The sequence below is a fragment of the Variovorax sp. PAMC28562 genome (assembly GCF_014303735.1).
Lineage (GTDB): Bacteria > Pseudomonadota > Gammaproteobacteria > Burkholderiales > Burkholderiaceae_C > Variovorax.
Genome location: NZ_CP060296.1, coordinates 2,760,735 through 2,785,826, shown reverse-complemented (window position 1 = coordinate 2,785,826; position 25,092 = coordinate 2,760,735). Strand labels below are relative to the sequence as shown.

The following is a 25,092-nucleotide window of genomic DNA, read 5'->3' as shown; positions in this document are numbered from 1 at the left end:
AAGCACCCAGCCAGCGATTAACTGTCGAACTCGGGTGCACCCGTCCATCGCGCTCCACCGCACCGGCATCTCCGCGATCTGCCAGCGTTACCAGATTCGTCGGCTCGATGTGTTCGGTTCCGCAGCGCGGGCGGATGACTTCGATGCAGCGACCAGCGACGCAGATTTTCTGGTGGAGTTCGCACCCGATGCTGCTACAGGCTTGGCGGGCTTCTTTGGCGCAAAGGCGGAACTGGAAAAGCTATTGGGGCGTGGCGTCGATCTGGTGGAGCCAGGCGCGATCCGCAACCCGTTTGTGCTCGCCAGCATCAACCGCAATCGGGAGTCGGTGTATGCAGCGTGACCCTCGCGCCTTTTTGTGGGACGTGCGGGAATCGGCGGTGCAGATTCAAACCTTTGTCAACGGAATGGATGCGCCGGCCTACCCGGCCAATGCCATGGCTCAGGCCGCCGTGGAGCGCAAGTTTGAAATCATCGGCGAGGCGCTCAACCAGTTGGCCAAGCTGGATGCAGCCTTGGCTGCACGTATTTCAGATTTGCCGAAAATCGTGGCGTTTCGCAATCAACTCATTCACGGCTATGCCAGCGTAAATGTCAGCACGGTCTGGAACGTGGTGCAGGTATCGGTGCCGCCACTGCTTGCTCAAACGATGGCGCTTTTGGACGAGTTGGGCACTGCCTGAGTTTGCGAACAATCGACTCAATGCATCGTCACGCACTGCGCCGCGTCAACAGCAGCAGCCCACCCATCAGCGTGAACAGCCCACCGCAAACCCGGTTGACCCAGCGCACCGGCCCACTCCGGCGCAGCAGCGGCGCCAGACGCGACACGCTCAGCGCACAGGTTGTGAGCACCGTGAACTCAAAGACCATGAAGGTCAGCGCGAGGATCGCGAACTGCGGCGCCATCGGCGCAGACGGGTTCAGAAATTGCGGGAAAAACGCCGCGAAGAACAGCACGGCCTTGGGGTTGCTCGCGCCGACCAGCAGACCCTGCAGGTAGAACGACCGGCGCGGCACGCTGGCCGCGCCCTTGTCGACGCTCAGCACCGACGCGTCGCTCCGGAAGGTCTTGATGCCGAGCCAGACGAGGTAGGCCGCGCCGGTGAGTTTGGCCGTCGTGAAGGCGGTTTCCGATGCGGCCAACAGCGCGCCCAGGCCGGCTGCCGAGAGCAGCATGACCACCAGCACGGCCGTCACCGACCCTGCCACGGAAGTCATCGCGCGCCGCGTGCCATGGTTCAGCGCATTGGTCATGCACATGAGCATGGTGGGGCCGGGGGTTGCGATGAGCAGCGCGACCGCTGCGACATACAGAAGGTAGGTGGAGAGCGTCATGGGCCAAAGTATGCGGGAGCCGGGTCGGTGTCTTGCGCTGCGAACCGTTTTCGGCAATCCCGCGGCGTTACGCCCAAGTGACGTAAAAAAGTCATGCGCATGCGCTCCTCGAGGGCTTTGCCACCGCCAGCGCACTCATCGCTCTGTTCCAACGCGCTTTCGGCTTGACACCGACGCGGTTCGATACTTTGCGCCCGCCGCTGACAGCGCGGCGCGGTGACGACGATCAACATCGAACACCGTTGCTTAGCTCCACCAATCCATGAAACCCTTCCTCCGCCTTTACTCCGTCGTCCATGCGCTCATGGCGTTGCTCTTTGCCGGCGCCAGCATCGCGCTCATGGTCATCGCAGCGCACAACGGCTGGATGGCCATGACCGGTGGCGTCGACACGACTGCGGGCGAAGCGGTGATCGAGGCGATCGGCCTGCTGGCCGCTGCGGTGGTGGCGCTTCAGATTTCGCAGACCATCACGGAGGAAGAGGTCATTCGCGACGCGCACATCGGCGCACCGACACGCGTGCGGCGCTTCCTCTCGCGCTTCATGGTGGTGATCGTGGTCGCCATCGCGGTCGAGGCACTGGTCGCCACCTTCAAGTCGCGCGAGAAGCCCGAGCTCATGCTCCACGCCGCCGCGATGTTCTGTGCGGTGGGGGTCGTCCTAGCTGGCTGGGGCGTGTTCATTCGGCTCAATCGCTATGCCGAAGAGTTGGAGCCGGAAGCGATGGCGGAGGCGAAGAAAGAGGACGCGAAGCTCGAGTAGCCGTCGTCAAGCCGATGGTGCCTTTGCTTGCCGTCTATCGAATCTCTGCAATGCCGGTTCCGGCCGTGACGTAGGCGCCCTGCTCCACCTTGAGCGCGATGCGACCCGCGCGATGTGCAGCCACCTGCATCTCCATCTTCATGGCTTCCATCGACGCGATGGGGTCGCCTGCAGCGACGGTGTCGCCATCAGCGACTTTCCAAGATTGAAGCGTGCCGGTGATCGGCGCGGCGACCGTTGCGGGGTCGATCTCTATGGCGATGGCCAGCGCTTCGGCTGCCGAAGTCTCGCCGCCGGAAGAGCTTGACTGCAATCCACGGAGCAGCTCGGCCGGCAACCCGAGCGCCATGCGGCGCCCATCGATCTCGATGGCGGTACGAGTCAACGGCGCGTCAGACACGCCAGGCTCGGAGCGCGCTGCCGCAGCGAGCGTGTTCGCAAAGTCCGTTTCGATCCATCGCGTGTGCACCTTGAACTCATCCGCCGATGTGAAGTCCGCATGCGCCATCACCGCGCGGTGAAATGGCAAAACCGACGCGACGCCTTCGATGCGGAACTCCTTCAACACCCGACGTGCGCGTGCAATGGCTTGCGCACGCGTGGCGCCGGTGACGATGAGCTTGGCCATCAACGAATCGAAGGTGCCTGGCACCGTCGAGCCCGACACCACGCCCGTATCGACGCGCACGCCCGGACCCGAAGGCGCATCGAACACGCGCACGGCACCCGGCGCAGGCAAGAAGCCGCGACCGACGTCCTCGGCATTGATGCGGAACTCGAAAGCATGGCCGCGCGGCACCGGCGTTTCCGTGATCGACAGCGGCAAGCCATCGGCCACGCGCAACTGCTCGACCACCAGATCGATGCCCGATGTTTCTTCGGTGACCGGGTGCTCGACCTGCAGCCGCGTGTTCACTTCCAGGAACGAAATCGTGCCGGATGGGCTCAGCAAAAACTCCACCGTGCCGGCGCCAACGTAGCCCGCCTTCGCACAGATGTCCCGTGCCGACGCATGGATGCGCTCGCGTTGCGCATCGGTGAGGAACGGCGCGGGCGCCTCTTCCACCAGCTTCTGGTTGCGCCGCTGCAGCGAGCAGTCGCGCGTGCCCAGCACGACGACGTGGCCGTGCATGTCGGCAATCACCTGCGCCTCGACATGGCGAGGTCGATCGAGGAACTGTTCGACGAAACACTCGCCACGACCGAAGGCGGTGATGGCTTCGCGCACCGCGGATTCGAAGCAATCGGCGACCTCGTCCATGCGCCATGCCACCTTGAGCCCGCGACCACCGCCACCGAAAGCGGCCTTGATCGCGATCGGCAAGCCATGCTGTTCCGCGAAGGCGATGACCTCCTGCGCGTTGTTCACCGGGCCCGGCGTTCCGGCGACCAACGGTGCGCCGACCTGGAGCGCGATCTTGCGGGCCTGCACCTTGTCACCGAGCGCGTCGATCGCTTCCGGCGGTGGGCCGACCCAGATCAGCCCCGCGCCAATCACGGCACGCGCGAAGCCGGCGTTCTCCGACAAAAAGCCGTAGCCCGGGTGCACCGCATCGGCGCCGCTGCGCGCCGCGATGGCCAACAGCTTGTCGATGTGGAGGTAGGTGTCGGCGGGCCGCTGACCATCGAGCCCGTAGGCCTCGTCGGCCATGCGCGCATGCAGCGCGTCGAGGTCGGCGTCGGCATAGACCGCCACCGATTTCACACCGTAGTCGGCACAGGCGCGCACGATGCGCACGGCGATTTCGCCACGGTTGGCAATGAGGACTTTTTTCATGGCGTGATGTCGAATTCGAAAGGCTGGATCGGGTTGAAGCGCACGCGGGCACCGATGGGGATTTGCCCCGCGCGGTCGAGGTGATGGGTCGCGACGGCGCCGATGACCGGATAGCCGCCCGTCAGCGGATGGTCGGCCAGGAACAGCACCGGCTGTCCGCTCGGCGGAACCTGGATGGCGCCGAGCGCAGTGCCTTCGCTCGGGAGTTCGGCCGGGTTCGAACGTGTCAACGGTTGCTCGCCCGCAAGACGCAAACCGACGCGGTTGGATTGCGGCGTGACGCTCCACAACTGGCTCGCCAGCAGCGCGACCGCCTCCGAGGTGAACCAGTCGGTGCGCGGGCCCATCACCACGTCGAGCGTGACGACCTCGTGCGTTGTAGGCAGGTCGTGTGGCGGCTGCTCGGCAGCACCGACGATGGCGCCGCGCGTCGAGCGGTGGATCGGCAGCGTGTCGCCAGCGGCGACAGGTGCAGGGCCGACGTTGGCCAGCGTGTCGGTGGACCGACTGCCGAGCACCGGCTCGGCCGTGAAGCCGCCGCGCACTGCAAGGTAGCTGCGAATGCCTGCGCGCGGTTCGCCGAGCACGACGCCGTCGCCATCCGAAAGTGCGATGGCTTGGTAACCCGAAGCTGCGTGCCGCAGACCGCTCGCGGTCGTTACTTCGATTGGTGCCTCAGCGCCGGTGAACGCCACGACAGCGTCGCCATGGCACACCGCATGAAAGCCGCCGTAGACGATCTCCACGCAAGCCGCATCGCTGGGATTGCCGACGAGTCGGTTTGCCGCGCGCAAGGCGCCCCGGTCCATCGCACCCGAGGCCGACACGCCCTGCCCGGCCTGGCCGTGACGGCCCAGGTCCTGGAACAGTGCCTGCAGGCCGGTGCTGCGGATTTCGAGTGACGAACCTTCGTGTGCTGCGACCGGCGCTGCTGGGGATGCCGTTGATGTTGTTGTGGCTGTCGATGGCCCGGCAACCAGGGCTTGCGGCGCCAGCGCAACGGCAGCCCGTTGCGTCACATCGACGAAGCGCACGCGAAAGCCAGGCTGCAACAACGCTGGCACGTCGCGCGACAGATCCCACATCGGTGTTGCCGTCACGCCGATGATCTGCCAGCCACCGGGGCTGGCCTGCGGATACACACCGCTGAACTGCCCCGCGAGCCCGACCGCGCCGGCCGGGATGCGCGTGCGCGGCGTGGTGCGGCGCGGCACGTCGAGGCCAGGATCACCGCCGCTCAGATAAGCGAAGCCGGGTGCGAAGCCGGTGAACGCCACCGTGTACTCGCTGCCGGTATGGCGCCGGATGACCTCCTCCCGCGTAATACCGAGCATCTGCGCGACCTCGTCGAGATCCTCGCCGCTGTAGCTGACCGGAATCTCGATCAACGTCGACGTCCGCTCGACGGTCGCGTCCAGGCTGCGTGCGCCGATCGCAGCGACCAGCGCCGCGCGCGACACCATCGACGAGCGATAGCGAACCAGCAACGTGCGCGCCGCCGGCACCATCTCTTCGATGCCGTGGACAGGCTCGGCCTGCAACGACGCGAGCAGCGCCAGCGTCTGCGGCAGATCGTCGAGCTCGACCAGCAGCGCATCCAGGTTGACCGGCAAGAACCGCATCATCGATCGGCCCCGACGAAGGAGCGGATCGCGACACCGGAGCGCTCCAGCAGCGCCCGCACTTCGCGCGCCATCTCCACCGCGCCGGGACTGTCGCCGTGCACGCAGACCGAGTCGGCTTCGATGCGCACCGTGCTGCCGTCGATGGCCTCGACCACGCCCTCTGTCGCCAGCTTCAACATGCGCGCCGCTACCTCTTGCGCGTCGTGCAGCACCGCGCCTTTTTCGCGGCGCGACACCAGCGTGCCGTTGGGCATGTAGGCACGGTCTGCGAAGGCTTCGGCCACGGTGCGCAGACCGCTGGCGCGCGCCCACGCGATGAGCGGCGAGCCGGCCAGCGCGACGAGGCAGAGCGATGAGTCGATCGCGCGGATGGCCGCGATCACATCGCGTGCCTGCCGCTCGTCGTGCGCGATGGTGTTGTAGAGCGCGCCGTGCGGCTTGACGTAGCGCACCGTGGTGCCGGCGGCGGCCGCGAGGCCCTTGAGCGCACCGATCTGATAGATCACATCGGCCTGCAGGTCGGCGCTCGCCACGTCCATGTTGCGGCGGCCGAAGCCGGCGAGATCCGGGTATGCCACATGCGCGCCGACCACCACGCCTCGCTCCTTCGCGCGCTTCAGCGTCTGCAGGATGCCGGCCGCATCACCGGCATGAAAACCGCATGCCACGTTGGCACTGCTCACGATGCCGAGCATCGCGTCGTCGTCGCCCATGCGCCAGGCACCGAGGCTTTCGCCGAGGTCGCTGTTCAGGTCCATCTGCATACCGAACTCAGCGGAACATGAGGAAGTACAGCAGGAAGACGTTGCACGCCAGCAGCGTGAGCGCCGTGGGTACCTGCGCGCGAATCACCGCGTTCTTGTCCGGCAACTCCAGCAGCGCGGCGGGCACGATGTTGAAGTTGGCGGCCATCGGCGTGAGCAAGGTGCCGCAATAGCCCGAGAGCATGCCGATCGCAGCCATCACCGCCGGGTTGCCGTGGTACACGCCGACCAGGATCGGTACGCCGACACCGCCTGCCATCACGGGGAAGGCCGCAAAGCCGTTGCCCATGATCACCGTGAAGAGCGCCATACCGATCACGTAGACCGCCACCGCGAAGAAGCGCACGTCCATGTTGATGTAGGTGGTGGTGATGTGCGCGACGGCCTTGCCCACACCCGCGTCGGCGAAGACGAGCCCCAGCATGCCCAGCATCTGCGGCAGCACCAGCGCCCAGCCGAGCGCATCGGTCAGGCGGCGCGATTCACGGATGCCCTGCATGGGCGTTTCGTGTGTGAGCTTGCAGGCCAAAGCCAACGCGACGATGCAACCGACACCCAGGCTCACCAGCGTGGTGTTCTTCGGGTCGAGCAGTGGCACGCCGCCAAAGATCAGGTGGCTCGCGGAGAGCGTGCCGATCATGGTGACCACGGGAATCGCCAACGCCGGAATGAACAGCTTGTTGCCGAGGCGTTTGGCGCTCTCCAGATATTGCGCTGGCGTGCGCGCCGCGTGATGGCCGATGCCCACACCGCCGAAGGCCGCGATCAGCGCCATGACGATGACGCCGACGCCGACCCACACCGGCGGAATGAAATCGCCGATGAGGAACACCAGCGCATAGAGCGCCCAGAAGAACGCGCTGGAGTAGCGCTTGGAATGATGCTTGTCCATCAGCGTCATCACGGCCGTGATGGCCAGGATGATGCCGACGAGGTCGTAGAGGTGGGTGATGGTGAGCGTCATGATCAGGCTCCCTTCACCGCGGCAGTGGCAGTGGCAGTGGCAGTGTCCGCGAGACTGGCCGTGACGTTGTCAGGGTCGACGTCCGATGGCGTCTGCCCACTCATCTCCTTGTTCAGCCACTTGTCGAGCCGCCGCAGGCGCCAGGCGTGGATCACGAAGGCGCAAATGGCGGTCGGGATGCCCCACAACGCCACATGAATCGGCTCGATTTCGATGCCCAATTCGCGCAGGATGGTGGTCATCAGCACGATGGCGCCAAAGGCCACGAAGATGTCTTCGCCGAAGAACAGGCCAACGTTGTCCGTCGCCGCCGAGAAGGCTCGCAACTTGTGGCGGACGCGGTCGGGCAGCGCACCGAAACGGGCTTCGGCTGCACCTTCGGCCATCGGCGCGAGCAGCGGTCGCACCATTTGCGGATGCCCGCCGAGGCTGGTGAGGCCGACGGCTGCGGTCAGCTGGCGCGCGGCCAGGTAGACGATCAATAAGCGGCCCGCGGTGGCCGACTTGATGCCGCTGATCCAGCGCTGCGCATGCTGCCGCAGCCCGTGCCGCTCGAGCAAACCGATGACCGCGAGCGGCAGCAGGATGATCAGCGGCAAGTTGCGCGTCTTGATGAAGCCGGTGCCGATGGTGGCGAGGATCTTGTCGACCGGAAAGTTCGCGGCAAAGGCGGTGACGATGGCCGTGACGATCACGACCAGCATCGGATTGAAGCGCAGGATGAACCCGACGATGATGACGGCGACCCCGAGCAGGGGCCAGAGATTGATAGCAGTGGGCACGGCGGATACTCCTGAAAGTGATCGTGGGTGACTCAAGCACCCGGATTTTTGAATGAGTCAGTAGCTATTGATTGTTCAACAATTACAGAAGAATCGTTCGCAAGTTGCGTGCCAATTCCTAGGGAATAACCCGACACTCGTTGAGCAATTGAAGGCAGATATGGCCACTCATCTGCTAAAACGCGGGGAATATGAGCCTGCCCGCTTCACCTTCCCCCGCGGTCCGGACGCTGAGCGAACGCATGGCGGAAGAGCTCCGTCAGCGCATCACCCGGGGCGAGTTTTTACCCGGACAGCGGCTCTCGGAGCAGACGTTGAGCGACAGTCTCGGCATTTCGCGCAACACGTTGCGCGAGGTGTTCCGCATGCTGACCAAGGACGGCCTGGTCAAGCACTCTCCGAACCGCGGCGTGTTCGTGGCGATTCCGAGCATTGCGTCGATCATCGACATCTATCGGGTGCGGCGCCTTATCGAATGCCAGGCGCTGGGCCAGGCCTACCCTCGGCATCCGGCCAAGAAGAAGATGCGCGACGCCGTCGAAACCGCGCTGCGCTGCCGCGCCGACAGCGACTGGCTCGGCGCGGGTACTGCCAACATGGCATTCCACATGGCCATCGTGGAGCTGGCCGACAGCGAGCGCCTCAACCTGCTCTTCGCGCAAGTGCTGGCCGAGTTGCGGCTGGCCTTCGGTTTGCTGCAAGACCCGGAGTTCCTGCACGCGCCGTATGTCGACATGAACATCAACATCCTCGAACTGGCCGAGGGCGGCGAATTCGCCCGCGCCGCTGCAGCGCTCAACGACTACCTCGTGCACTCCGAACGCATCGTGCTCGCGGTGTATGCGCGGCACATCAGCGATTCCGGCTGGGGCATTTGAGGCCGCGGCTATGCTGCCGCTCATTGCCCCCACCTGTGTCGATGCCCCGCCTCATCTGCTTCAATAAGCCCTACGGCGTCCTCAGCCAGTTCACCGCTGAAGGCCGCTGGCAAGGCCTGAAAGACTTCATCGACATCCCCGGCGTCTATGTGGCGGGCCGGCTCGATGCCGACAGCGAAGGGCTGTTGCTGCTCACCGACAACGGCCCGTTGCAGGCGCGAATTGCCGATCCGCGTTTCAAGATGGAGAAGACCTATTGGGTGCAGGTCGAAGGCGTGCCGACGGAGGCCGCGCTGGCATCACTGCGCGCGGGTGTGCAGCTGAACGACGGCATCACCCGCCCGGCACGTGCGCGCCTGCTCGACCCGGCACCCGACGTGTGGGACCGGCAACCGCCGATCCGCGTCCGCCAGGCGATTCCGACGGCATGGATCGAGCTGGCGATCAGCGAGGGCCGCAACCGGCAAGTGCGGCGAATGACGGCGGCCGTCGGCTTGCCGACACTGCGGCTGATTCGCGCCGCGATCGGGCCGTACACGCTCGACGGTCTGGCGCCGGGAAGCATGAAGACGGCCGCTGTCGCTGTGTGAGCGTCCGAGCGCGAGTCGCTCAGCGCTCGCCGAGGAATGCACCGTCGACCGGCTTCTTCATCCACTTGATGATGTCGCTGCCCAGCGTGTAAGTCACGCTACCCACCATGCTGCAGGTCGAGCGCGGAACGCCGAAGTAGATGAACATCTGACGCCGCGCGGTGAACTGGGTCGGTGCCACGCCCGGACGTTCGAGCGTGCCGTGGATGTCGACGATCTTGGGGCCGCCATAGATGCCGCCAGCGTTGGCAAGCAGGTCGGTGATTTCGATCTTCAACACCGGTGCCGCCTCGGCGCCTGCGGTCGCTGCAGGCAACAGATACAAGAGCGGTTCTTCGAGCTGGTCTTGCACGTTCTGGCGCAGCAAGGCGGGCACGTCGCAGTTGTCGTCCGACTTCAGGATTTTTACGCCCTTGGGTGTGCTGCCATAGGTGATGCGCGGCATGACGATGCTGTTGCTCGCAGTGGCCGAAGGCGGCGGCGGCTCCGGCGCGACCGGCCCGCGGGTGCCGCAAGCGACGAGCAAACCGGCGGTGGCTACTGCGGCAGCCAGCACGGTAAGCGCACGCGCGGCGCGGCCAACATTCTTCGAATGGATCAATTCCAACTCCCTGATTTTGTAAGCTGCGTTCAAGACGAAGCGGCACGATTGTCACAGCGCAAAGCCGCCCGTTCGACCTCGCAGCCTCCGCTTGGCCGAGTGCAATGTGACTTTGATGGCGGTTTGGCAACGCATGCGATGGGCGTGTCGTCGTGGCTAGACTGACGGCATGCCTTACCCTATAACTTTCGCATTGCATCGGCGCTCTGCCGTGCTCGGCGCACTCGGCCTGGTGGCGCTGCCCGCCTTTCCCGCTCTCGCTGGAATGAAGACCACTCCTTCCACATCACGCGTCACGTCGCCGTCGGCTGCCGATGTCTGGCCCAACGCGTTGCAGGTGCCGGGCGGCGTTGCGCGTTTGTCGCTTGGCGCAGCCGCGATGCGACCCCGTGCGATGACGACCGACAAGGTGCCCTTGCTGGTGCTCGGCGACCCGACCGAATGGACCACCCTGGTCGGCATTCCGCTCGCGGCCGCGCCCGGGGAGGCACGCATCGCGGTACAGGCCAAAGACGACGCGGCCATGCGTGAAATCGTCTATGCGATAGCGCCCAAGCAATACCGCGAACAGCGGCTGAACGTCGCGCCCGGCACGGTGGACCTGTCGCCGGCCGATCAAGCCCGCTACGAGCGCGAGCGCGATCATCTGGCAATCGTCATGGCGACCTTCACCGAGCCCTTGCCGCAAGCGCCGTCGCTGCACATGCGCGTGCCGGTGCCGGGCCGTCGCTCCAGCTCGTTCGGGCTGCGCCGCGTCTTCAACGGGCAGTCGCGCAATCCGCACAGCGGGATGGACATCGCGGCTGGCACGGGTACGCCGGTGCTGGCGCCGATGCCGGGTCGCGTCATCGACACCGGCGACTACTTCTTCAACGGCAATACGGTCTGGCTCGACCATGGCGGCGGTCTGCTCACGATGTATTGCCATCTCAGCGCGATCGACGTGAAGCCCGGTGACGTGCTGAAAACCAGCGAGCGCTTTGCTGCCGTCGGTGCGACCGGCCGCGTGACCGGGCCGCATCTGCATTGGTCGGTGATGCTCAACCGCGCGATGGTCGACCCGGCGCTGTTCGTGTTTTCGCCTGACGCCAAGCTTTAAACCGTATTTTCGTGAACTGCTTCGCGTGCGGTTTCGCTGCGTTTTTGCTAGCTGCTTCCAAGCATGCGCATTGCGCTGTAAGCAGTTTTGCCTCATAAAGTCGGCGCGCCTCCCTATTTACGAAAGCACCGCCGGTCATGACAACGCAAATTACAGACGATCGCGCCAGCCCCGCCGCCCCGGTCATTCGTGCCCGCACGGGCAACGCGCTATTGGGAACCGGCCTGATGACGTTGGTTGCCGGCGTCGTGCTGCTGACCGTGATTCCGGCCCTGGTGCATGGCTCCATCGCCGAGCGCGTTGAACAGGCGCTGCGGCCGGCGGGCTGGGCCGCCTTGATTTCGGGTGCGGTGTTGTTGGGTTTGCACTACACGATGCGGCGCGGCGCAGCGGCAGCGAAATGGGGTGGCGACAGCGAAGAGGCGCCGAAGGACAGTGTCGGCCGGTTGATGGACTCGTCATCGATATTCAAGCGAGAACCCGTCCTCGAGTTCGAGGAGACCTATCCTGCGCCCCCCCCATCCCTTTCGACGACCGAGGTGCCGTACGCGCTGCGCATGCCCGCCGCAACGCCAGTCCAGCACCGTGAGCACGCTTGGAGCACGCAGGTGCTGGCCACCATGCAATGGCAGCGCTTCGAGGCTTTGTCCGAAGCCTTCTTTGCGCAGGTCGGCTTTGCGACGCATGCCAAGTCGCACGGCGAGCAAGGCGGCGTCCACCTCTGGCTTCAATCGAAGCGCATGGACGCGCCGCGCATCGTCCAGTGCAAGCATCGGCCCTCCAAGCCAGTCGGCTTGAAAGACCTGCGCGACTTCTTCGGCGTGATGAAGGCAAACCAGCTCAAGCACGGCAGCTACGTCACCAGCTCGACCTTCACGCCCGATGCGCTTGCCTTTGCCAAGGAGCACGGCATTCAGGCGCAAGACGGCGCGGCGCTGCTGAAGCTGATCGCCCTTCGCACGCCGGAGCAGCAGGCGGCGTTGCTCGCGGTGGCGTACGGCGACACGCCGGACTGACCTCGGCGGATCAACGCGGCGGCGGCTCTGCTGTGATCCAGGCAATGAGCGCCAGCAGCGCGACCTGAATCGGCAGCCGCAAGATCAGCGCCCAGTACGGAATCGACGGAAAAAAATCCGGCCGTTGCAGCATGTAGAAGTGCGCTGGTGTCACCGCAAGAGTCAGCAAAAAAAGCCCGATGCCGGCAGCGCGACGCGTCGGTTGCCAGAGCAAGCCTGCAGCGCCTAGCAGCTCGAACCCGCCGCTGATCAACACCGCGGCACGCGGCCACGGAATGTACGGCGGCACGATGCGCATCTCTGTGTCGGTCGCGACGAAGTGCGCGATGCCGCCGAGCCCAAACCAGAGGAAAACGAAGGCCACGCCGGCCCAGCGCGCGAGAGTCATTCGGTTCAGGTCATTCGCTTCAGGTCGATCGCTTCAGGAAATCGGCTTGGTAAGGTAGACCGCTTCGCGTCCGATGATGGGCGCGCGCGTCGGCATGAACACGGTGCAGTCGTCGCACGGCGAGCGGATTTCGATCGCATCGCCATCGGTCGCGATGAGTTCGCCCTTGGCAAAGGTCTCGAAGCCAATCAGCGGTCGCGTGAACTTGAAATGGTCAGTCATGACCATGCGCGTCTCGATCAATTCGAAGCGGCGCTGCGCAGCGAGAACGGGCGCTGGGCCTGAACGGTCGACAACGCCGAAGTACGCCAGAAAACGCGCGGTCACTTCGACTGCAACATCTGCTGTCTTCTGCATGAAATGCTGGCCGCATTCGACGACCATGGCGGCGCCGGGCGCGTTGGCACCGGCATGCAAGCCGTGCTGGATCAGCGGCGTACCGGAGCCTAAGCCGTTGGGCATGACGAGGTGAACCGAGGGCAACCCCATGGCGAGCGCGGCATCGGCATTGCGGGCGAAGTCGGGATACACCCAGAACGGCACGACGTCCTGGCTGGTCGAATGGATGTCGAGGATGTGATCGGCAGCCGCGACCACCGGCCGCAGTGCGCGGGCCCGACGAAGCTCGGGGCTGTCTTCGGTGCCGCCCAGCAATTCGTCGGACCAGATGCGGTTGAGGTTGTGGACGATCTGCCGGTTCTCGTACGGCTTCGACGGATCGAAAGCGTTGTAGGCCTCGACATGGGCAAAGCTGAGTGTGAGCGTGCCGATCTTCGGACGCACGCCCGCATCGAGCAGTTGCTTCACCGCGACCATGCCGCAGATCTCATTGCCATGCGTAAGCGCATTGACGAGAACGTGCGGGCCGGGCTTGCCCGAGTCAAAACGGTGCACGTAGTCGACGCCCGTGTTGCCTTGGCGGTAGGCGGAGAGATCGCCCTGAATCACTTCGATGGACGGCTCGACCGATGGTTGTGTTGTGGTTGTCATGACGCCAAGTTTGCCCAAGTTCGTCAATGTCCGCTGGCACGCGGCACGGTCACGATTGCATGTAATGATTGACTGTCATACGCAGAGTCCACCAGAGTCCAGGAGCACCCATGACACACCACGCAACCATTCAAGGCCATGTGACCTACACCCCCGGCGACGGCGTGCCGTTGACGATCCCCGAGGGCTTGGTCGAAGTCGATCTGGCCGCCGACAGCGCAACCATCAGCTGGGACGCAGGCGACAACACCGCCGGCCTGACCGCCATTCCGCGCGACGAGTACGACCGCTACGTGCGCGAGGGGAAGATCAAGCTGAAAGAGTGACAAACGTCAACGCTCGGCACCGGGCACAGGATATTGGCTCTGCCCTGCCCCATAAAAATAGCGGAGATTCCTGTCGTCGCTGCCCACGAGATCGATAAGTCGACAAGCCGCTTCTGGCTCAAAACTGGAAGTAGATGAACTCGCGTCGGCCGAACACGCCGAACAGCAAGATCACATAGGTCAGCGCCACACCGAGCACGATCGACAAGCGCGACCCGACCAGCTGGTCGATGTCCTGGTAACGGTCTTTGCTCACGACCCATTCAACAATAAACGTGAACGGTATGAACAACGCCGCGAGCAGGATCTCGAAGCTCGCGAAGCCCAGCACCTTGAAAGTGCCATAGTCAAGCGCGGTGAGGTGCCGAAACCCCTTGAGCATGGTCCACGCATCGCTGAGGGTGGCCGAGCGAAAGAAGACCCAGCCGACCAGCACCACGACCATGGTCGCGACCCAGCCGAACGCTCCACGGGCAAATCGCACTGTGGTCCCGTTGCCACCGACGGTGTCGAGTCCGTTCCAGCGAACGATGCGCTCGACCACGAGACCGACACCGTGCAGCAAGCCCCAGACCGCGAAGCACCACGATGCGCCGTGCCAGATGCCGCTGATGACGAAGACGATCAGCACGTTGCGCAGCGTGTTCGAGTGCGTGCCGCGGCTGCCGCCCAGCGGCTTGTAGAGGTAGTCGCGGAACCAGGTCGAGAGCGAGATGTGCCAGCGACCCCAGAACTCGGACAGCGAGCGAGAAAAATACGGCTGCCTGAAGTTGATCATCAGCTCGAAGTCGAACAGCTTGGCCACGCCGCGCGCGATGCTGGAATAGCCTGAAAAATCGCAGTAGATCTGAATGGCGAACAGCACCGTCGCCAACAGCGTGTAGCTACCCGAATAGTTGCCCGGGTCGCTGTAGATCGCATTGACGAACGGTGCGATCTGGTCGGCCACGCACATCTTCTTGAACAAGCCCCATCCGATGAGCCACATCGCCGGCGAGACGTTCTCTGCCTTGAAATAATGCCGTGCCTTGAACTGCGCGATCATGTGTCTGGCCCGCTCGATCGGTCCTGCCACCAGTTGCGGGAAGAAGGCGACGTATTGTGCGTAGGTCAGCAGGTTTCGCTCTGCCGGCGTGCGCTTGAAGTAGACGTCGAGCGTGTAGCCGACCGACTGGAACGTGTAGAAAGAAATGCCCACCGGCAGCACGAGCTGCACGATGTTCCAGTGCTCGCCAACGCCAACGGACTGCGCCACTGCCTCGGCGTTTTGAACCAGAAACTTGCCGTACTTCAGCACGATGAGAATGCCGAAGTTCAGCACCAGCGCCGTCACCATCGCGAGCTTGCGCACATGCGGCTTGCCACTGTTGGCCATGACCAGTGCAGTCGAAAAATCGACCAGTGTCGTGAACAGCAACAGCAGCACGAACTTCGGCTCCCAGCTCATGTAGAACACGTAGCTGGCGACCAGCAAAATCCATGGCCGGTAGCGAAACGGGCTCGAAAAATAGACGAGCAGAAAGATGCCGAAAAAGCCGAAGAATTCGAAGGAATTGAACAGCACTACTTCAACTCCCCGACGTCTTTGAGAAAGGCCGCGAGACGTTTGGTGTAGGCCTCGGCACCGCCAGAATTCATATGGACCGGGTCGGAAAAGGACGGCGGCGGATACAGCCAGTAGTTGGGCCCGCGCTCGGCAACGTACGGCGACTGCGACACCACTTTGGCGGCGCTGCTGCCGCTGTCGTCAGCGGGCGCGTATTCACCGGTGCGAGCCGACCACGGCACCAGCACCACCTTGAAGTCGTATTGCTTTGCGAGCGCAAGCAAGCCGGCGTAGTCGTCGCCCGCAGGGGCCAGCGAACGCACCGGCTTGGCTTGCGCATTGTCTGAAGCCAGAGAAAAGTCGGCTGGCAGTTGCCCATTCGGATAGCGGCTCTGACCGCTGATGAAGTACCAGCCGCGGTTCTTCTCCACCGATTCGATCTCGCCCTTGATGCGCGTCCACTCCGCGCCGACGCCGGTCCGAAGCGACTGAAAGACGAACAGCGTCAGGTCGCGGAAAAAGCGCCGAAACGGGATCAGCGCCATCAGGATGCGGTTGTCGTCCTTGAGCAGCGGCAATGCCTTGGCAACGGCATCGGGAGGCGCCCAAGGCAACTGCAGCAGCAGGTGCGTCGGGCGATTGCCGCTCGCCAGGATCGACCGCAGGACCGGCAGGAACTGCGACTCGCCCGGCAAGCCGAAGTTGTACGAGCGCACGTCGCCGGGGAAGGCGCCATCGAAGACGTCGGGCCTGAAGCTGCTGAGCGTCTTGCTGTTGCCCATCGCGATCACGCGGTACTTCTCCTGCCCCGAAAAAAGCGCTTGTTTGGAAAGCTTGTCGTACTTTTCCTCAAGAACCAGATCGGAGCCTGCCTGTACGTATCGCAGCTTCTGGTGGGCGAAGTCGAGTGCCACCCAAACCACTGCGAACAAACAGACGAAAAGGAGCACGCTCCGGAGCAGACGGCGCAACGACTGAGGACTGTCGGATGGCATTTTTCAAAAGACGGTGAAGATCAGCAAGTGTATCCAAAGGTAAACACTACCGATCGCCACACTCACCGCCTCGAAGCCGGTTTGCCGCGACCTTGCGTGACTTAAACCCGCTGAATGAACTCGGCAATATCAGCCACGCTGGCGGTCCGGGGCCATAGCGCAACGGCCGCTCAGGTCAACTCGATTCGGAAGGCACGTCGGCCTCGGGCGCACCGCCCGCACCGCCACGCTTGTTTCCTCGCGCGGCCTTTTTCATCTGGCGTTCGGCATCGAGTTGCTGGCCGGCCGCCAGCCATTGCGCGAACTCTTCGGGCGTTTCCAGCGTGATGCGACCGAAGTTGCCGGCACGGAATTCATGCATCACGATCTCCGACGCCTTCTGCAAATTGACGCGCCCCTTGCCCAATATGGCGCCGCGTTTCCGCGCGATGGCTTCCAGCAGATCTTCGTCTTTCATGGCCGCGATATCGTGCGCGCTCATGTCGAGCTTGAAGCGCGTCGCGACGGCCGCCGGATAGTGCGTCTTCAGGTAGGCCAGCAGTTCGAGCGCGACCTCTTCGTCGTCGAAGGCATTGCGGCCGATGGCGCCGCTGGCGGCCAGGTTGTAGCCGCTCTTGGCCACGATGATGCGCGGCCACAGCATGCCGGGCGTGTCGTAGAGATAGAAATCGTCGGCCAGCGTGATGCGCTGTTCCAGCTTGGTTATGCCGGCTTCGTCGCCAGTCTTGGCCTTCTTGCTGCCGGTGAGCGTGTTGATGAGGGTCGACTTGCCGACGTTGGGAATGCCGCAGATCAGCACGCGCATCGGCTTGGCGAGACCACCGCGATTCGGCGCCAGTTCATGACATGACTTGACCAGTTGCTGTGCCGGCGTGCTCTGGCTCGCATCGAGGCCGATCGCGCGCGTGGCAGGTTGCGCGTTGAAGTGCGCGAGCCATTGCGCCGTGCGTGCCGGGTCGGCCAGGTCCTGCTTGTTGAGAACCTTGAGCGTGGGCCGCGACGACGTGAGCTGCGACAGCATCGGGTTGGCGCTGGAAGCAGGCAAGCGCGCATCGAGCAACTCGATGACGACATCGGTGTCCTTGACGCGTTCGGCAATGGCCTTTTGCGTCAAATGCATATGGCCGGGAAACCACTGAATGGCCATGGGGACTAACTTCTTTCTCGGTGCGCAGTGCGCCCGTTGCGTGAATCTGAAGTGACCAATTGTGATGTGCCCCGAGACCTACAGTCGCCTTTCCGATTTTGGGAGCACAGTGGGGGTTCGCATATTCGCGTGCACTCAGAGAGACACAAACATGCAAATTCAGGTCAATACAAGCAATGGCGTCGAAAACAAGGAAACGCTGGAACGCTGGGCCGACGCCGAAATCAGGCAGCACCTCAGCCGTTTCGCAGAAGACGTGATGCGGGTCGAGATCCACCTGAGCGACGAGAACCATGGCAAGGCCGGAGCCGACGACAAGTGCTGCGTCATGGAGGCCCGTCTGGCCCACCACCAGCCGCTGGCGGTCACCCAGCATGGCAACACCATGGATGAGGCGTTCCGCGGCGCTACCGGCAAGCTCAAGCGCCTGCTCGACAGCACGTTGGGCCGCCTGAACAGCCACCGCGATCACGACTCCATCCGTAAGGACGACAGCCTGATACCGGATTAACTCAGCGTGCGCTCAACGCGCGGCGGCTAGCGCTTTGCCAACTTCGTTGCTGCCCTGTGCCGACCCGCTTTGCGGCACGATCTCGCCGGCGCGGTCGGTGACCTCGGCGAGGCGTGCGGCCAACTGCTCCGGCGCATCGGCACCAATGCCGATGAAGGCACCCGCGGTGAGCGTGATGTGGGCAGCTTCGAAGGTGCCCGCACCGGCACACAAAATCGTCCGCGTCGGCGCATCCTGCGCCGCGAGCACCAACATCGCCGGCACCACCGCTTCCGGCTTAAGCGCATCCAGCACTTCTTTCGACATCAGGCCCTCTGTCATGCGAGTGGCCGCCGTCGGCGCCAGGCAGTTCACCCGGATGTCATTCTTTGCGCCTTCGATGCTGAGCGTCTGCATCAGGCCGACGAGCGCCATCTTGGCTGCGCCGTAGTTGCTTTGGCCGAAGTTGCCATAGAGGCCGGAAGACGAAGTCGTCATCACGATGCGGCCGTATTTCTGGGCGTTCATGATGGCCCACACCGCCTTGCTGCAATGCACTGCGCCCATCAGATGAACGTCGACCACCAGCTTGAAATCTGCGAGCTCCATCTTGCTGAAGCTCTTGTCGCGCAGGATGCCGGCGTTGTTGACGAGGATGTCGACGCGGCCCCAGGCGTCCATCGCCTGCTGCACCATCGCCTGTACCGCCTCGAAATCGGTCACCGAGGCGCCATTGGCGATGGCCTCGCCGCCTGCAGCCTTGATTTCGTCGACCACCCGCTGCGCCGCACTGGTCGATCCACCCGCCCCGTCGAGTGCACCGCCTAGGTCGTTGACCAGCACTTTCGCGCCGCGCTGCGCCAGCGCCAAGGCATGCTGACGACCGAGGCCGCCGCCTGCGCCCGTCACGATCGCGACGCGGCCTCCGAAGTCGATCTTGCTAATCTTGTCTATGGTGTTGCTGATATTGCTCATGCGTAGCGTTCCGTTGTCGATCGAGGAAGCAGTTTTACCGCAAGAGATACCGCTGGACGACGCGCCGTCGTGACACGACACGAAGGGACGTCTGCGCGGCTTAGGGCGAGCTAACGCCGCGTGGCGCCAAGCCGTTCGCAGTACTCGACCAACTCGTCGATCTCCGCGGACTTGTCGAAGAACGCATCGGCACCCAGGGCCTTGGCCCGCGCACGCATCGCTGGCGTCGCATAGTTGGTCAGCACCACGACCTTTTGGTCCAACGACCTGCCGCGGCAAGCGCCGACGACCTCCAGACCGTTTCCCTGCTCTAGAAAGAGATCGATGATCGCGATGTCCCACTGGTCGTGATGCGACTTCAGCCAAGCAACCGCTTCGTCTTCAGTGCTGGCATGGGCAACGACTTCGGCGTGAGCGATGTCTTCGAGAAACCCGACGAGGTTGTCCCGGATCACCGGGCTGTCTTCGACCAGGTAGGTCTTGAAAGTCATGGGATCGTCAGGTAGCTGCTGTGTGTGGAACGAATGCTGGAGCACCAATTAATCATGCGTGCGTCTCGCACCACGAAGGTGAGCCATGCCGGCCAATGCAAGTAGGTCGGCACCTACCACGCACCTTCATGGACGTGCGGTTGTTCCGCTCAGGCCGTCATGGCCGTGCGCCCACGCAACCCCAGGCGCGCCGGCGACACGTACTGCTCGCGATAGATTTCGAAAGGCAAGGTGTCGGCTGCCTCTATGCGTTTTTGCTCCTCGATCGAAGTCTGCGTCATGCGCTCGAAGCTCGCTTGCTGCTCCGCTGTCCACGGCGAGGCGAGCAACGCAACGCGCGTCGATTCGGACTGCGCCCTGATGAAGTCGGTGAACGAATCGGCGTGCGATACCTTCATCGCGGCCAGCACGCGTGCCGACGGCAGACTGCCGGAGTTCCGCAGGGCATCGGCGGCCGCATGCACGGCGTCGCTGTGCAACGTATCGCCGTGCACCGCATCGAGCGCGGCTGCGATCGGCAGGCACTCCGCCACCAGCTCCGCGCCCCACTCCACCAAAGGCACTTCGCGGCCACCACGCTGCAGGGTGAGTCCTGGCTCGCGGCCGCGCGCTGCTGTCAAATGCTGGTTGTGCGCAAGCTCGGCAATTTCTTGCGGCGTGTCGTCGGGGCTGTTGCTCAAAAGGCAATGCAGCAGGAATACGTCGATGAAGCGCATGGTCTGCGCGTTGATGCCAACCGGCTCGAATGGGTCGAGGTCCATAAGCCGCACCTCGACGTACTCGACGCCGCGCTCACGCAACGCATGCAGCGGACGCTCGCCGGGGTAGATCACCCGTTTGGGCCGGATGGTGCCGTAGAACTCGTTCTCGATCTGCAGCAGGCTGGTCGCGAGCTGGTTGTAGTCGCCGCCCAGGTTCTGGATACCGATGGCCTGGTAAGCCGGCCACGGACGTGTCAACGCGTCTTGCAGCGAGGCGCCATAACCGTCGAGGCTGTTGTAGCTCACCGCCAGCGAGGCCTGTGCATCGCTCTGGTATCCGAGCCGGCCCATGCGCAACGACGTCCCGTGCGGCATGTGCACGCTGCCCTCGCCCAGCGGCTGCAGTTCGTGCGGCCGGCCGGCGACGAAGCTGCTGCACAGTGCCGGCGACGCGCCGAACAGGTACAGAAGCAAGAACGCGTGGCGCCTGAAGTTGCGGATCAGCCCGAAGTACTGGTCGCTACCGACACCCGGCAGAGACCAGTTGTAGTGAATGCCGGAAATAGTCTGCATGCGCCGGCCGTAGCGATGGCTCAGCCCCATGCGGTAGACGCTCTTGGCGCGCCCGACGTTCGAGGAGCCGTAACGCCCGATCGGAATCGTTTCGTCGGTCGGCAAGCCGCACGGCATGCTCGACACCCACAGCCGCTCGTCGCCAGCGGCATCGAGCACGCGGTACGTGAATTGGTGAACACGGGTCAGCTCGTCGAGCGCCGAGTCGACATCGCCATGCACGCCGGTGATGAGTTCGACCTGCGATTCGCTGAAATCCGTGGTGATGTGCGGGTGCGTGAGCGCAGAACCCAATGCCGACGGATGCGGCGTCAAAGCCAGCGCGCCGTCGGCCGCAGAACGCAAGCTTTCTTTCTCGATGCCGCGGCGCATGCCCTTCAGGCGTCCCGGCGAAAGCGAAGCCAAACGCTTCTGCAATGTGCTGCTCATATAGTTATGCCCCTCGATCTTGGGGCTGGAAGGTAGCACGGTCAGGCCGTCGCTGCTGGCTGGGGGCCATGGCGTTTCAGGTAGAGATGACCGTGGCTTGTCCGAGTAACAGGGTCATGGGGCGGCTCCCGTGTCTTCCTCGTCCTGCAGCACGCGCAGCAGGAATGCGTTGACATCGGCGATCTCCTCCATGCAGACCGAATGTTCCATCGGGTAGCTGTGCCACTCGACCCCGTATCCCAGGGCGGTCAGTGCGTTCCGGGACTCGATGGCGCGCGCCATCGGCACCACACCGTCGCGCGTGCCGTGGCCCATGAAAACGGGCGTGTCGTGGTTAGCGGCGTGTCTCTCAGCGGCAGTGGTCGAGGCGATCGGCAGGTAGCCAGACAGGCCGACGATGCCGGCCAACCGCTCGCCGTGGCGCAGGCCGGTCATGAGCGCCATGGCACAGCCTTGCGAAAAGCCGGCGACAACGATGCGATCGGCCGGAATGCCACGAGATTTTTCGTGCGCGATCAGCGCCTCGATGGCCACGCGCGACCGCCGCAAGCCGGCCTCGTCTTCACGCGATCCGAAATCGGCCACGGCGATGTCGTACCACGCCGGCATCGCATAGCCGCCGTTGATAGTGACCGGGATGACCGGCGCGTTGGGAAAGACGAAGCGCACCGGACCGACGGCCGACAGGTCGAGCTCGTTGACGATCGACACGAAGTCGTTGCCATCGGCGCCGAGTCCGTGCATGAGGATGACAGTGGCGACCGGATCGGGCGCGGTCTCGATTTCGACCGGGGGGCGTGGGGGGGCGGATGACATGGCGAGACGATATCGCATTCAGGCACCGTCGGACGGCAGGTTCGCTGACGACGCGCGCGGCCGATCACGAGGATGATCGTCTCTCAAAAGGACAACCCGTGAGCCATTCCCACATCGCAGCCGCACCCGACGATTCGCTGCTCGTCAAAGTCAAGTTCGCTGGCGTCGTGCTGGTCTGTGGCGATTGCGAAGAACGCAGCAACGGACCATCGAAGTTCAAAGCCAGGTCGGCACGCAAGGAGCTCAAGCGCGGCTTGGTGCAGTCGCCTGTGCGCCTGCGCATTGTGGAGTCGACCTGCCTCGGGCTGTGCCCGAAGAAAGCCATTGCGGCCACGGCAGTGGCGCCGGGGCACAAGTTGCTGGCGGCCGAGCTGTGCGACGAAGAAGACGCCCAAGCCTTTGGAGCCACCATCGCATCACACTTCGGGACATGACCCGTCCGCGCCTTTCGCCACAACCTCTCCCAGTCCTCTATTCATTTCGCCGCTGCCCGTACGCGATGCGGGCACGGCTCGCACTGCTGGCAAGTGGTGAGCGATGCGAGTTGCGCGAGATTTTGCTGCGCGACAAGCCGGCCGATATGCTCGCCGCCTCACCCAAAGGCACTGTGCCGGTGCTGACACTCGACGACGGCACGGTGATCGACCAGAGCCTGGACATCATGCTGTGGACGCTCAGTCGCAACGACCCCGGTGGGTGGCTCCGGCCGTCTTACGGCACGCTCGACGATGCGCTCGCGCTCATTGCCGAATGCGACGGGGATTTCAAGGCGCAACTCGATCGCTACAAATACCCGGCCCGCTACGACGCGGCGGAGGGCTTGGCCGATGGCTCGGCGCATCGCGATCGCACCATGCCGTTCCTTGACCACCTCGAAGACCGCCTTACTCGCGCATCCAATCTGGCGGGCGACAACGCGAGCCTGGCGGATGCGGCGCTCATGCCGTTCGTGCGGCAGTTCGCAGCGGTCGATCCGACATGGTTCGGTTCGCAGCCTCGCCCACGCCTTCGCGCCTGGCTCGACGAATGGACCGGTTCCGCGCTGTTTATCCATGCCATGCACCGCTATCCGCACTGGACAGTCGGCACGACGGGCGAAGAGTTTCCGCCGCGCTAACCATTCGGCGCCCGCACGCAGCCAAAACATCGACGGAGGCGTCTTGTGGCCCTCGTCCACCGAAGGCGACAAACAGGCAGTGCTCGGCCCCGAAAGGGAGGGGAAACCCGCAAGGCGACGCGGTTAATATCCGACCCCTCGAACCTTCGGCAGCCATATGCAATCTCCACTCAAAGTCGGTGTCATCGGTGTCGGTGCCATGGGCTTGGCGATGGCGACCAACCTGCATGGCAAAGGGTACGCAGTGCAAGCGCGTGACGTTGCCGACACGGCGATAGATGCTGCTGCCGCTGCCGGCATCGCCACCTGCAAATCGCCACGCGAACTTGCCGAGTGGGCCGACCTGCTGGTCGTGGTCGTCGTCAACGCGAAGCAGATCGAAGAGGTGCTCTTCGGCGTCGACGGTGTCGTGCAATGCAGCCGCGACGGCAGTCACATCGAACGCGACAACGGCAACGGGAACGGGAACGCACCGGTCGTGATGCTCTGTTCCACCATATCTCCAATCGACAGCGCACAGTTCGGACACCGCCTGGCCGCGGTTGGCATCGCGACGCTCGACGCACCGATCTCCGGCGGCCCGGTGCGGGCAGCCAACGGCACGATGACCCTCATGCTGGCTGGCGACCAGCGCATCGTCAAGCGGCTCGACCGCGTACTGAACGACCTCGCATCGAAGGTGTTTTTCATCAGCGAAACGATCGGCGATGGCGCGAAGACCAAGCTGGTCAACAACATGCTCGCCGGCATCAACCTTACCGCGGGTGCCGAGGCACTGGCGCTGGGTCATCGGCTGGGGCTCGACCGCCAGCAACTGTTCGACGTCATCTGCGCATCGAGCGGGGCCTCGTGGATTTTCGAAGACCGCATGGCGCGTGCCTTGCGCGACGACTACGCGCCGCGCGCACAGGCGCACATCCTGACCAAAGACGTCGGCCTCGCGGTCGACATGGCGGCAGGCGCAGGCATCGAGACGCCGCTGGGCGCTGCTGCGCTGCAGATCTTCAAGGCGACGATCGCGGCCGGTTTGTCAGACGAAGACGACGCGGCCGTCATCAAGACGATGGACCCGGACTTCAACCGCGCGAAACAACGAGAGACATCGCATGACTGAAGCCGCAGCATTCGCCGTCGAAGCGCGCCCCGTCGCGGTTGTCACCGGGGCTGCCAGCGGCATCGGCGCCGCGACGATGGCGTTGTTGGTCAGCCGCGGCTGGCGCGTCGCGGGCATCGACATCGACGGCGCGACATTGAAGTCGACCGTTGATCGGGTTAACGCGGAAACGCAATCCGACGCCGGTCCTGTTGCAAGTGCCTTCGTCGCCGACGTTGCAGACGAGGCCGCCATCGTCTCCGCCTTCAAGGAAATCGAAGCGGCTTTCGGCACGATCCATGGCCTTGTCACCAGCGCGGGCACGGCCGACACGACGCCGTTCATGGATCTGACGGTCGACATCTTTCGCCGTGCCCACGACGTCAACGTCATCGGCACCTGGCTGTGCATGCGCGAAGCGGCGCTGCGCATGAAGCCGGGCGGCCGCATCTGCACGGTGGCCAGCGTGGCGGGCATTCGCGGCGGCGGCCTGTCGGGCACGGCAGCGTATGCAGCCTCCAAAGGAGCGGTGCTGGCACTGACAAAGAACGCAGCACGCGCGCTGGGCGAACGCGGCATCAGCGTGAACACGGTCGCTCCCGGGGCGACAGAGACACCGATGATCGCAGCGCCGCTCGCCATCCCCGGCAACCGCCAGCGCCTCGAATCGATGAGCGTGCAGCAGCGCATCGCGAGCCCTGAGCAGATCGCCAACGCCATCGCGTTTCTGATCTCGCCCGAAGCGTCGATCGTCACCGGCTCGACGCTGGTGGCCGACGGAGGCTTGTTGATGTATTGAGTGTCGAATCCGCTTCAAC

General features: G+C 64.0%; 29 protein-coding genes. 13 read left to right on the top strand and 16 right to left on the bottom strand.

The genetic code is table 11. The annotated features are described in order from the left end of the window. Positions 1 to 34 precede the first annotated feature (34 nt). A complete protein-coding gene (locus H7F36_RS13200; RefSeq protein WP_187051249.1) occupies positions 35 to 343 on the top strand; it encodes a nucleotidyltransferase family protein in 309 nt (102 codons plus the stop codon). Continuing rightward, positions 333 to 683, top strand: coding sequence for a DUF86 domain-containing protein (locus H7F36_RS13195; RefSeq protein WP_187051248.1), 351 nt, complete (start codon positions 333 to 335; stop codon positions 681 to 683). Before H7F36_RS13200 ends, H7F36_RS13195 begins: the two co-directional genes overlap by 11 nt. 28 nt (positions 684 to 711) lie before the next feature. Here H7F36_RS13195 and H7F36_RS13190 read toward each other — a convergent pair whose 3' ends face one another. Then, positions 712 to 1,338 carry a LysE family translocator gene (locus H7F36_RS13190; protein WP_187051247.1) on the bottom strand — a complete coding sequence of 209 codons (627 nt, stop codon included), beginning with the start codon at positions 1,336 to 1,338 and terminating at the stop codon, positions 712 to 714. 262 nt (positions 1,339 to 1,600) lie between these two features. On the opposite strand from H7F36_RS13190, the gene H7F36_RS13185 reads away from it, so the two are divergent. Next, a complete protein-coding gene (locus H7F36_RS13185; protein WP_187051246.1) occupies positions 1,601 to 2,101 on the top strand; it encodes a hypothetical protein in 501 nt (166 codons plus the stop codon). A 34-nt stretch (positions 2,102 to 2,135) separates the two neighbouring features. Here H7F36_RS13185 and H7F36_RS13180 read toward each other — a convergent pair whose 3' ends face one another. From H7F36_RS13180 to H7F36_RS13160, 5 genes are read right to left on the bottom strand one after another with little or no spacing between them, the layout of a single operon-like run. Then, positions 2,136 to 3,878, bottom strand: coding sequence for an acetyl/propionyl/methylcrotonyl-CoA carboxylase subunit alpha (locus H7F36_RS13180; RefSeq protein ID WP_187051245.1), 1,743 nt, complete (start codon positions 3,876 to 3,878; stop codon positions 2,136 to 2,138). Next, complete coding sequence (locus H7F36_RS13175) at positions 3,875 to 5,500, bottom strand: urea amidolyase family protein (RefSeq protein WP_187054970.1); 1,626 nt, start codon at positions 5,498 to 5,500, stop codon at positions 3,875 to 3,877. Before H7F36_RS13175 ends, H7F36_RS13180 begins: the two co-directional genes overlap by 4 nt. Continuing rightward, positions 5,500 to 6,267 carry a LamB/YcsF family protein gene (locus tag H7F36_RS13170; RefSeq protein WP_187051244.1) on the bottom strand — a complete coding sequence of 256 codons (768 nt, stop codon included), beginning with the start codon at positions 6,265 to 6,267 and terminating at the stop codon, positions 5,500 to 5,502. Before H7F36_RS13170 ends, H7F36_RS13175 begins: the two co-directional genes overlap by 1 nt. A gap of 7 nt (positions 6,268 to 6,274) precedes the next feature. Beyond that, positions 6,275 to 7,231, bottom strand: a complete 957-nt coding sequence (locus H7F36_RS13165; RefSeq protein ID WP_187051243.1) for a DUF979 domain-containing protein — start codon at positions 7,229 to 7,231, stop codon at positions 6,275 to 6,277. 2 nt (positions 7,232 to 7,233) lie between these two features. Continuing rightward, the gene (locus H7F36_RS13160; protein ID WP_187051242.1) at positions 7,234 to 8,013 is read right to left on the bottom strand and encodes a DUF969 domain-containing protein; all 780 of its coding nucleotides are present in this window, start codon (positions 8,011 to 8,013) and stop codon (positions 7,234 to 7,236) included. A gap of 191 nt (positions 8,014 to 8,204) precedes the next feature. Between H7F36_RS13160 and H7F36_RS13155 the strand changes: the two genes are divergently transcribed. Next, positions 8,205 to 8,891 (top strand): GntR family transcriptional regulator, encoded by a 687-nt coding sequence (locus H7F36_RS13155; protein WP_187051241.1) that lies wholly within the window; start codon positions 8,205 to 8,207, stop codon positions 8,889 to 8,891. Between the two features lie 41 nt (positions 8,892 to 8,932). Next, positions 8,933 to 9,481: a pseudouridine synthase gene (locus H7F36_RS13150; protein ID WP_187051240.1), complete on the top strand. Its 549-nt coding sequence runs from the start codon at positions 8,933 to 8,935 to the stop codon at positions 9,479 to 9,481. A 19-nt stretch (positions 9,482 to 9,500) separates the two neighbouring features. Here the strand turns inward: H7F36_RS13150 and H7F36_RS13145 are convergent, their stop codons facing one another. Beyond that, the gene (locus H7F36_RS13145) at positions 9,501 to 10,082 is read right to left on the bottom strand and encodes a hypothetical protein (protein ID WP_261802268.1); all 582 of its coding nucleotides are present in this window, start codon (positions 10,080 to 10,082) and stop codon (positions 9,501 to 9,503) included. A gap of 169 nt (positions 10,083 to 10,251) precedes the next feature. Between H7F36_RS13145 and H7F36_RS13140 the strand changes: the two genes are divergently transcribed. Next, positions 10,252 to 11,181: a M23 family metallopeptidase gene (locus tag H7F36_RS13140; RefSeq protein WP_187051239.1), complete on the top strand. Its 930-nt coding sequence runs from the start codon at positions 10,252 to 10,254 to the stop codon at positions 11,179 to 11,181. 137 nt (positions 11,182 to 11,318) lie between these two features. Beyond that, positions 11,319 to 12,197 (top strand): restriction endonuclease, encoded by an 879-nt coding sequence (locus H7F36_RS13135; protein ID WP_187051238.1) that lies wholly within the window; start codon positions 11,319 to 11,321, stop codon positions 12,195 to 12,197. A gap of 10 nt (positions 12,198 to 12,207) precedes the next feature. On the opposite strand, the gene H7F36_RS13130 is transcribed toward H7F36_RS13135, so the two are convergent. Together H7F36_RS13130 and H7F36_RS13125 are read right to left on the bottom strand one after the other, a co-directional pair. Then, positions 12,208 to 12,585, bottom strand: a complete 378-nt coding sequence (locus H7F36_RS13130; RefSeq protein WP_187051237.1) for a hypothetical protein — start codon at positions 12,583 to 12,585, stop codon at positions 12,208 to 12,210. Positions 12,586 to 12,618: 33 nt separating this feature from the next. After that, complete coding sequence (locus H7F36_RS13125; protein ID WP_187051236.1) at positions 12,619 to 13,575, bottom strand: succinylglutamate desuccinylase/aspartoacylase family protein; 957 nt, start codon at positions 13,573 to 13,575, stop codon at positions 12,619 to 12,621. 110 nt (positions 13,576 to 13,685) lie between these two features. On the opposite strand from H7F36_RS13125, the gene H7F36_RS13120 reads away from it, so the two are divergent. After that, positions 13,686 to 13,901 (top strand): hypothetical protein, encoded by a 216-nt coding sequence (locus H7F36_RS13120; RefSeq protein WP_187051235.1) that lies wholly within the window; start codon positions 13,686 to 13,688, stop codon positions 13,899 to 13,901. Between the two features lie 118 nt (positions 13,902 to 14,019). Here H7F36_RS13120 and H7F36_RS13115 read toward each other — a convergent pair whose 3' ends face one another. The 3 genes from H7F36_RS13115 to ylqF all read right to left on the bottom strand — a co-directional run bounded on the left by H7F36_RS13115 (position 14,020) and on the right by ylqF (position 17,589). After that, entirely contained in the window at positions 14,020 to 15,465 is a 1,446-nt protein-coding gene (locus H7F36_RS13115; RefSeq protein ID WP_187051234.1) for an MBOAT family O-acyltransferase, read from the bottom strand. Then, positions 15,465 to 16,361: a hypothetical protein gene (locus H7F36_RS13110; protein WP_187051233.1), complete on the bottom strand. Its 897-nt coding sequence runs from the start codon at positions 16,359 to 16,361 to the stop codon at positions 15,465 to 15,467. The genes H7F36_RS13115 and H7F36_RS13110 overlap by 1 nt, the downstream gene beginning before the upstream one ends. A 256-nt stretch (positions 16,362 to 16,617) precedes the next feature. Next, entirely contained in the window at positions 16,618 to 17,589 is a 972-nt protein-coding gene (ylqF, locus tag H7F36_RS13105; protein ID WP_187051232.1) for a ribosome biogenesis GTPase YlqF, read from the bottom strand. Between the two features lie 151 nt (positions 17,590 to 17,740). Here ylqF and H7F36_RS13100 point away from each other — a divergent pair, with 151 nt between their 5' ends. After that, positions 17,741 to 18,100, top strand: coding sequence for an HPF/RaiA family ribosome-associated protein (locus H7F36_RS13100; RefSeq protein WP_187051231.1), 360 nt, complete (start codon positions 17,741 to 17,743; stop codon positions 18,098 to 18,100). 12 nt (positions 18,101 to 18,112) lie between these two features. Here the strand turns inward: H7F36_RS13100 and H7F36_RS13095 are convergent, their stop codons facing one another. The 4 genes from H7F36_RS13095 to H7F36_RS13080 form a co-directional block, all read right to left on the bottom strand. Further along, complete coding sequence (locus tag H7F36_RS13095; protein WP_187051230.1) at positions 18,113 to 19,054, bottom strand: SDR family NAD(P)-dependent oxidoreductase; 942 nt, start codon at positions 19,052 to 19,054, stop codon at positions 18,113 to 18,115. 110 nt (positions 19,055 to 19,164) lie between these two features. Beyond that, the gene (locus tag H7F36_RS13090; RefSeq protein ID WP_187051229.1) at positions 19,165 to 19,545 is read right to left on the bottom strand and encodes a response regulator transcription factor; all 381 of its coding nucleotides are present in this window, start codon (positions 19,543 to 19,545) and stop codon (positions 19,165 to 19,167) included. Between the two features lie 149 nt (positions 19,546 to 19,694). Then, positions 19,695 to 21,248 (bottom strand): glutamate--cysteine ligase, encoded by a 1,554-nt coding sequence (gshA, locus tag H7F36_RS13085; protein WP_187051228.1) that lies wholly within the window; start codon positions 21,246 to 21,248, stop codon positions 19,695 to 19,697. A gap of 114 nt (positions 21,249 to 21,362) precedes the next feature. After that, positions 21,363 to 22,064: an alpha/beta hydrolase gene (locus H7F36_RS13080; RefSeq protein WP_187051227.1), complete on the bottom strand. Its 702-nt coding sequence runs from the start codon at positions 22,062 to 22,064 to the stop codon at positions 21,363 to 21,365. A 98-nt stretch (positions 22,065 to 22,162) separates the two neighbouring features. Here H7F36_RS13080 and H7F36_RS13075 point away from each other — a divergent pair, with 98 nt between their 5' ends. The 4 genes from H7F36_RS13075 to H7F36_RS13060 all read left to right on the top strand — a co-directional run bounded on the left by H7F36_RS13075 (position 22,163) and on the right by H7F36_RS13060 (position 25,073). Then, the gene (locus tag H7F36_RS13075) at positions 22,163 to 22,498 is read left to right on the top strand and encodes a hypothetical protein (protein ID WP_187051226.1); all 336 of its coding nucleotides are present in this window, start codon (positions 22,163 to 22,165) and stop codon (positions 22,496 to 22,498) included. Then, complete coding sequence (locus H7F36_RS13070) at positions 22,495 to 23,181, top strand: glutathione S-transferase (RefSeq protein ID WP_187051225.1); 687 nt, start codon at positions 22,495 to 22,497, stop codon at positions 23,179 to 23,181. The genes H7F36_RS13075 and H7F36_RS13070 overlap by 4 nt, the downstream gene beginning before the upstream one ends. Before the next feature lie 157 nt (positions 23,182 to 23,338). Further along, positions 23,339 to 24,295 carry an NAD(P)-dependent oxidoreductase gene (locus H7F36_RS13065; protein WP_187051224.1) on the top strand — a complete coding sequence of 319 codons (957 nt, stop codon included), beginning with the start codon at positions 23,339 to 23,341 and terminating at the stop codon, positions 24,293 to 24,295. Further along, on the top strand, positions 24,288 to 25,073 hold the full coding sequence (locus H7F36_RS13060; protein WP_187051223.1) for an SDR family NAD(P)-dependent oxidoreductase: 786 nt from the start codon (positions 24,288 to 24,290) through the stop codon (positions 25,071 to 25,073). Before H7F36_RS13065 ends, H7F36_RS13060 begins: the two co-directional genes overlap by 8 nt. The last annotated feature ends 19 nt before the right edge of the window (positions 25,074 to 25,092 follow it).

Coding starts and splice junctions, on each gene's coding strand:
- H7F36_RS13195 (WP_187051248.1), top strand. CDS start 333: ATGCAGCGTGACCCTCGCGCCTTTTTGTGGGACGTGCGGGAATCGGCG.
- H7F36_RS13190 (WP_187051247.1), bottom strand. CDS start 1,338: ATGACGCTCTCCACCTACCTTCTGTATGTCGCAGCGGTCGCGCTGCTC.
- H7F36_RS13185 (WP_187051246.1), top strand. CDS start 1,601: ATGAAACCCTTCCTCCGCCTTTACTCCGTCGTCCATGCGCTCATGGCG.
- H7F36_RS13180 (WP_187051245.1), bottom strand. CDS start 3,878: ATGAAAAAAGTCCTCATTGCCAACCGTGGCGAAATCGCCGTGCGCATC.
- H7F36_RS13175 (WP_187054970.1), bottom strand. CDS start 5,500: ATGCGGTTCTTGCCGGTCAACCTGGATGCGCTGCTGGTCGAGCTCGAC.
- H7F36_RS13170 (WP_187051244.1), bottom strand. CDS start 6,267: ATGCAGATGGACCTGAACAGCGACCTCGGCGAAAGCCTCGGTGCCTGG.
- H7F36_RS13165 (WP_187051243.1), bottom strand. CDS start 7,231: ATGACGCTCACCATCACCCACCTCTACGACCTCGTCGGCATCATCCTG.
- H7F36_RS13155 (WP_187051241.1), top strand. CDS start 8,205: ATGAGCCTGCCCGCTTCACCTTCCCCCGCGGTCCGGACGCTGAGCGAA.
- H7F36_RS13150 (WP_187051240.1), top strand. CDS start 8,933: ATGCCCCGCCTCATCTGCTTCAATAAGCCCTACGGCGTCCTCAGCCAG.
- H7F36_RS13140 (WP_187051239.1), top strand. CDS start 10,252: ATGCCTTACCCTATAACTTTCGCATTGCATCGGCGCTCTGCCGTGCTC.
- H7F36_RS13135 (WP_187051238.1), top strand. CDS start 11,319: ATGACAACGCAAATTACAGACGATCGCGCCAGCCCCGCCGCCCCGGTC.
- H7F36_RS13130 (WP_187051237.1), bottom strand. CDS start 12,585: ATGACTCTCGCGCGCTGGGCCGGCGTGGCCTTCGTTTTCCTCTGGTTT.
- H7F36_RS13125 (WP_187051236.1), bottom strand. CDS start 13,575: ATGACAACCACAACACAACCATCGGTCGAGCCGTCCATCGAAGTGATT.
- H7F36_RS13120 (WP_187051235.1), top strand. CDS start 13,686: ATGACACACCACGCAACCATTCAAGGCCATGTGACCTACACCCCCGGC.
- ylqF (WP_187051232.1), bottom strand. CDS start 17,589: ATGGCCATTCAGTGGTTTCCCGGCCATATGCATTTGACGCAAAAGGCC.
- H7F36_RS13100 (WP_187051231.1), top strand. CDS start 17,741: ATGCAAATTCAGGTCAATACAAGCAATGGCGTCGAAAACAAGGAAACG.
- H7F36_RS13095 (WP_187051230.1), bottom strand. CDS start 19,054: ATGAGCAATATCAGCAACACCATAGACAAGATTAGCAAGATCGACTTC.
- H7F36_RS13090 (WP_187051229.1), bottom strand. CDS start 19,545: ATGACTTTCAAGACCTACCTGGTCGAAGACAGCCCGGTGATCCGGGAC.
- gshA (WP_187051228.1), bottom strand. CDS start 21,248: ATGAGCAGCACATTGCAGAAGCGTTTGGCTTCGCTTTCGCCGGGACGC.
- H7F36_RS13080 (WP_187051227.1), bottom strand. CDS start 22,064: ATGTCATCCGCCCCCCCACGCCCCCCGGTCGAAATCGAGACCGCGCCC.
- H7F36_RS13070 (WP_187051225.1), top strand. CDS start 22,495: ATGACCCGTCCGCGCCTTTCGCCACAACCTCTCCCAGTCCTCTATTCA.
- H7F36_RS13065 (WP_187051224.1), top strand. CDS start 23,339: ATGCAATCTCCACTCAAAGTCGGTGTCATCGGTGTCGGTGCCATGGGC.
- H7F36_RS13060 (WP_187051223.1), top strand. CDS start 24,288: ATGACTGAAGCCGCAGCATTCGCCGTCGAAGCGCGCCCCGTCGCGGTT.